Origin of the sequence: uncultured Granulicatella sp. (assembly GCF_963528195.1) — a bacterium.
Taxonomy (GTDB): Bacteria; Bacillota; Bacilli; order Lactobacillales; family Aerococcaceae; genus Granulicatella.
Genome location: NZ_CAURVN010000063.1, coordinates 1 through 5,571 on the forward strand (window position 1 = coordinate 1; position 5,571 = coordinate 5,571).

Consider the following 5,571-nt stretch of genomic DNA (forward strand, 5'->3'; position numbering starts at 1 on the left):
CGACCCCGGCCGTCCACCGCACCGCCCTCCACGCCCCCCGCCTGAGAGAACCCAAGCGCTGCACCAGGCTCTCGACCAACTGCTAATTTAATTTTTTCAAGAGGTGAATAGTCTTTTGCCCATGAAAGTAATTCTTCCATTAAGGCACTTCCTAATCCTTGACCCCAATATTCTTTTAAAATACTAATGCCTAGTTCACCCACATGCTGAAATTTTTCTTTTGAATTTCCACCAATTGAAGCGACTGCAATAATTTCTTGCCCTAATTTTGCAAGTAGCATCATTTGATTATCACTTTCTAAAACAGATTGAATATATAATTCTTCTTGTTGGATAGTTAACTCTAATCCTTCTTCACCAAAACTTAAAAAATCTGTTTCTTTTCCAACTTTTTTTGTATATTCAATTAAAGCTTCTGCATCTTCTACAGACACTACTTCAATTTCTAATTCAACTTTCTCTTTCATTTGTCCACCAACTCTCAAATTGATTCAACCATTTTTCGTATTCTTCTCCTATAGCATCAAGTGTAATGGTTCGAGTAGTGAGAGAAGTTTGTTCGATAGAAATAATTAATCGATTCATAGGTAATTCTTCTTCGATAAAATTTGCCCATTCAACCATTACGACACCTTCACGATGAAAATACTCCTCTAAACCAATTTCACTCGCTCCTCCACTTTCTTCAATACGATACATATCCATATGAAATAAAGGTAAGCGACCTTTAGTATATTCACGAATTAAAGTATAGGTTGGACTTTTAATGACACGTGTAATGTCTAATCCTAAAGCAAATCCTTTTGTAAAAGTTGTTTTACCAGCTCCTAAATCTCCAGACAAAATGATTGTACTGTTAGAAAAGGCATCTTTTGCTAATAATTCTCCTATTTTCATTGTTTCTTCTTGTGATGTCGTTTGAATTGTAATCGTCATATTTTTCCTCATTTCAGTGAAAATTCCTCAAAAACATTATAACATAATTCAGTGATTGATTAGTATGAAAAACAAAAAATGACTTTACCTAGTAGTTTGCCCATAACCAGCAAAAACTGGCTACAGGCATTCATAACTACTTCAGAAAAGTCAATTAAATCTCATTTTTTGCTAAACGAACTAATTTTTGAACTTCAAAAGCACGAAGTTCACGATAATCTCCCGGTCTTAAATTTTCTAATGTTAAAAATCCGAATTCTTCACGTTTTAATTTTTGAACGGGTAATTCTACTGCTTCAAACATTTTCTTCACTTGGTGATTCCAACCTTCGTGAATCGTTAAAGAAACAATTCCTGTATTTTTTTCAGTATCAACGGATAAAATTCTGGCAACTGCCTTAGAAGTTTTCTTGCCATCAATCCAAATACCTCTTTCTAATTGTCTCATATGGCGTGGTGTTGGAACACCTTTTACTTTAGCAATATATTTCTTTTCAACATGATGTTTTGGATGCGTCATTAAATTCGCAAATTCCCCATCATTCGTTAATAAAATTAATCCTGTTGTATCATAGTCTAATCTTCCTACTGGATAGACACGTTGTGGGATATCTTTAAAATAATCACTAATAACGGTACGTCCTCTATCATCTGTTACACTGGATAATACAGATTTTGGTTTATAAAACATAAAGTAAACTGGTTCTTCTTTATAAATAGGAATCCCATCTACTTCAATTTTATCCGATTGAGACACTTTATATCCCAATTCTCTCACAACTGTGCCATTTACTTTAACACGACCTTCTTCAATAAAGGCTTCGCATTTTCTACGAGATGCAATTCCGGCATGTGCCATGACTTTTTGTAATCTTTCCACTAGATACTCCTTCTTCCCTTACGAAATGGTTTCTTCATCTTGATGCATTTGTTCTAATTCTTCAAACAAGTCTTCATTATTTCTAAATAATTGCTTACTTTCTTCTTGATTTAATTCTAGTAATGATTCAACATCTGGCAATTGATCCAATGTTTCTAATCCGAAATAATCCATAAAATAAGTAGTCGTACGATATAATTTTGGACGACCTGGACTATCCATTCGACCTGCTTCTTCAATTAAATCTCTTAACAATAATTTTTGAATCGCTCCACTACATTGAACTCCACGTATACTTTCAACTTCTAATCTTGTGATTGGTTGTTTATAAGCAATAATCGCCAATGTTTCAAGAGCTGCACTAGATAATTGAGAAGAAAATGGGGAAACAGCATATTTTTCAAGATAGGGTTTTAACGATGCTTTCGTTACAAATTTATATCGTTGCGCCGTTAAAATCAATTCTAAGCCACTTGTTTCATCTTTTAATTGTTCCATTAATTCTTCTAATAGTTGTCGAACTGCCGTTTTATCAATGCCAACGACATAACTAATTTCTTCTAGTGTTAAGCCATCATCTCCTGCTACAAATAATAAAGCTTGAGTTGCTGCTAAATAATTATCCACTAAATGCACCACCTTTATCGCAAGTTTCTAAAACAATATCTTCATAAGGCACATGTTGTACCAATCGAATTTTATGTTCTCTTACTAATTGTAACATCGCCAAAAATGTTGTTACAATGGCATGACGATGAAATGAAGGAAAACATTTATCAAATCGAATACTTTTTTGAGGATTTTCTTGAATTTTTGTTAAAATCGAATCCATCATTTCCTCTACCGTATGTGTTTCATGTTGAATATTTGCTTGTAGAGGCATTTTATCAAGATTTCTTCTTGCAATTTTCTTTAATGCATTCCATAAATCTTGGGTCGTTACTTGACCTTCTTGTAACGGAATAATTTCTTGAAGAGCAGATAAATCACTAGCTTCTTTTCCATAATGCATACCTCTTTGAAAAGAAAGTTCTTCTAATTTTTTGGCACCTTCTTGGAATTGCTTATATTAAATTAATATTTCAACTAAATAATACCTAGGATCTTCTTCTACCTCAACTTCATCAATTTCCACTTTTGGTTTCGGTAAAAGCATTCTTGCTTTAATTTCTAATAAAGTTGCTGCCATTAATAAATACTCGCTAGCTACTTCTAATTCCATTTCTTGCATGGAATGAATATAGGATAAATATTGATGCGTTAATTCCACCATTGGAATGTTATAAATATCAATTTTCATCTCTTTAATTAAATGTAATAACAAATCCATTGGGCCTTCAAATTCCCCAATTCGTAGCGTTAACGCATCCACTTTCTCTGCTCCTATTCTATTTAATAAATTTCAATGACTTTACGAACTAAACCTTTGAATGATTCTTTTACACGTTGAGTTGTTTCTACAACTTCCTCATGGTTTAAGTTTGCTTGTAATCCTGCTGCTAAGTTTGTGATACAAGAAATACCGATTACTTTAATTCCTGAATGGTTTGCAATAATGACTTCCGGAACCGTTGACATACCAACAGCATCTCCACCTAATACTTGTACCATACGAACTTCAGCAGGTGTTTCATAAGTTGGGCCAGATAAACCTGTATAAACTCCTTCTTGTAATTGCACTCCTACTTCTTTAGCTGCTTTACGAACAACTTCTTGTCCATAGACATGATAAGCATGAGACATATCAGGGAAACGAGGTCCAAAACTATCATCATTTGGTCCAATTAACGGATTAGTCCCTGTAATATTAATATGGTCTGTAATTAACATTAAGTCCCCTGGTTTGAAGTTTGGATTGCTTCCACCAGCAGAGTTTGTCACAATCATTGTTTCAACTTCTAATAATTTCATTAAACGAATTGGGAACGTAACTGTTTCCATTGGATATCCTTCATAAAAGTGAAAACGTCCATCCATAATTAAAACTTTTTTACCACATAATTCACCGTATACTAAACGACCAGCGTGACCTACTACTGTAGATACTGGGAAGTGTGGAATATCTTTGTAATTGAAGATAATTGGATTTTCTACTTCTGTTGCTAATTCTCCTAATCCTGAACCTAAAATTAGTCCAAAATCAATGTTTTGAACTCCATTGTTTTGTAAAAATCGTTTTGTTTGTTCTAAATGTAGTAATTGTTCATATAAAGCCATGCTACTCTGTCCTCTCTTTTTTTAGATGATTTAAAAAAGAAGTGGAAATCCAATAATGGAACTCATTGAATTTCCACAATTATATTATTGTAATTCACTTAAGAAGCTTTGTCCGTTTCCAGTTGAAGATACGCCAAAGTTTTCAGAAATTGTTTCAGCAATATCTGAGAAATGTCCTTGAGTTAAACGTGTTGGATGTTGAAGAGATTTGCTAATTGCTAAAACTGGAATATACTCACGAGTATGGTCAGTTCCTGGGAATGTTGGGTCATTACCATGGTCAGCTGTAATAATTAATAAGTCATCCTCATGCATATGCTCTAAAATTTCTGGAATACGTGCATCGAATTCTTCTAATGCATTCCCATATCCAACAGTATCTCTACGGTGTCCATAAGCAGCATCGAAGTCTACTAAGTTTAAGAAACTCATTCCAGTGAAATCTTTTTTTAAGATATCTACTAATTTATCGACACCATCCATATTATTTTTCGTACGAACAAATTCAGTAATTCCTTGACCGTTGAAAATGTCATTAATTTTACCAATCGCAATAACATCAAACCCTTTTTCTTTTAAGAAATCTAATGTTGTTTGACCAAATGGACTTAATGCATAGTCATGACGGTTTGAAGTACGTTGGAAGTTACCTGGTGTTCCAACATATGGACGAGCAATAATACGGCCAATCATATATGGATCATCTTTAGTAATTTCTCTTGTATATTCACAAATACGATATAATTCTTCTAAAGGAATAATTTCTTCATGAGCTGCAATTTGTAATACTGGGTCAGCACTTGTATAAACGATTAAATCGCCTGTTTCCATTTGATGTTTACCAAAATCATCAATAACAGCTGTTCCACTATATGGTTTATTACAAACAATATTTCTTCCAGAGAATTCTGTAATTTTATCTAATAAATCTTGAGGGAATCCATCAGGGAATACTCTAAATGGCGTTTTAATATTTAATCCCATTAATTCCCAGTGACCTGTCATTGTATCTTTTCCTACAGAAACTTCTTCTAATTTAGTGTAGCTTCCTTTTGGATTTTCAACTGGCGGTACAGTTTTTAATGGAGCAATATTTCCTAATCCATAAGCTTGCATATTTGGAACATTTAATCCAACTCGTTCTGAAATATGTCCTAATGTATGAGAACCTGCATCATTAAATGCAGCAGCATCCGGTGCTTCTCCAATCCCTACTGAGTCCATTACAATTACGTGAATTCTTTTAAATTTCATCTGACATTCTTCTTTCTAGTATAAATTTTATTTTTTAGCACGTGGGTGTGCCTGTTGATAAATTTCTTTCATTCGTTCATTGGTTAAGTGTGTATAAATTTGAGTCGTACTAATATCGCTATGTCCTAATAATTCTTGAACAATTCTCAAATCAGCCCCTGCTTCTAAAATATGCGTTGCAAATGAATGACGCAATGTATGGGGACTTACTTCTTTATGAACGCCTGCTTCTTGAACAATTTTCTTTAAATTTTTCCAAAATCCTTGTCTTGTAAATCCATTTC

At 33.7% G+C, this 5,571-nt stretch carries 7 protein-coding genes and 1 pseudogene; all 8 read right to left on the bottom strand.

The features are described from left to right. A partial coding sequence (locus RWR88_RS08415; RefSeq protein ID WP_314451799.1) for a GNAT family N-acetyltransferase occupies positions 1–467 on the bottom strand: 467 nt, incomplete at its 3' end. Then, the gene (tsaE, locus tag RWR88_RS08420) at positions 451–936 is read right to left on the bottom strand and encodes a tRNA (adenosine(37)-N6)-threonylcarbamoyltransferase complex ATPase subunit type 1 TsaE (RefSeq protein WP_314451802.1); all 486 of its coding nucleotides are present in this window, start codon (positions 934–936) and stop codon (positions 451–453) included. The genes RWR88_RS08415 and tsaE, both read right to left, overlap by 17 nt. Before the next feature lie 154 nt (positions 937–1,090). Next, positions 1,091–1,816 carry a pseudouridine synthase gene (locus tag RWR88_RS08425; RefSeq protein ID WP_006702813.1) on the bottom strand — a complete coding sequence of 242 codons (726 nt, stop codon included), beginning with the start codon at positions 1,814–1,816 and terminating at the stop codon, positions 1,091–1,093. Between the two features lie 18 nt (positions 1,817–1,834). After that, positions 1,835–2,443 (bottom strand): SMC-Scp complex subunit ScpB, encoded by a 609-nt coding sequence (scpB, locus tag RWR88_RS08430; protein WP_314451806.1) that lies wholly within the window; start codon positions 2,441–2,443, stop codon positions 1,835–1,837. Continuing rightward, positions 2,436–3,146: pseudogene (locus RWR88_RS08435) on the bottom strand (segregation/condensation protein A). The gene scpB and the pseudogene RWR88_RS08435 overlap by 8 nt, the downstream one beginning before the upstream one ends. 62 nt (positions 3,147–3,208) lie before the next feature. After that, positions 3,209–4,033: a purine-nucleoside phosphorylase gene (locus tag RWR88_RS08440; RefSeq protein WP_314451809.1), complete on the bottom strand. Its 825-nt coding sequence runs from the start codon at positions 4,031–4,033 to the stop codon at positions 3,209–3,211. 84 nt (positions 4,034–4,117) lie between these two features. Then, positions 4,118–5,287 (bottom strand): phosphopentomutase, encoded by a 1,170-nt coding sequence (deoB, locus tag RWR88_RS08445; protein ID WP_006702817.1) that lies wholly within the window; start codon positions 5,285–5,287, stop codon positions 4,118–4,120. Positions 5,288–5,314: 27 nt separating this feature from the next. After that, a partial coding sequence (locus tag RWR88_RS08450) for a tyrosine-type recombinase/integrase (protein WP_314451814.1) occupies positions 5,315–5,571 on the bottom strand: 257 nt, incomplete at its 5' end.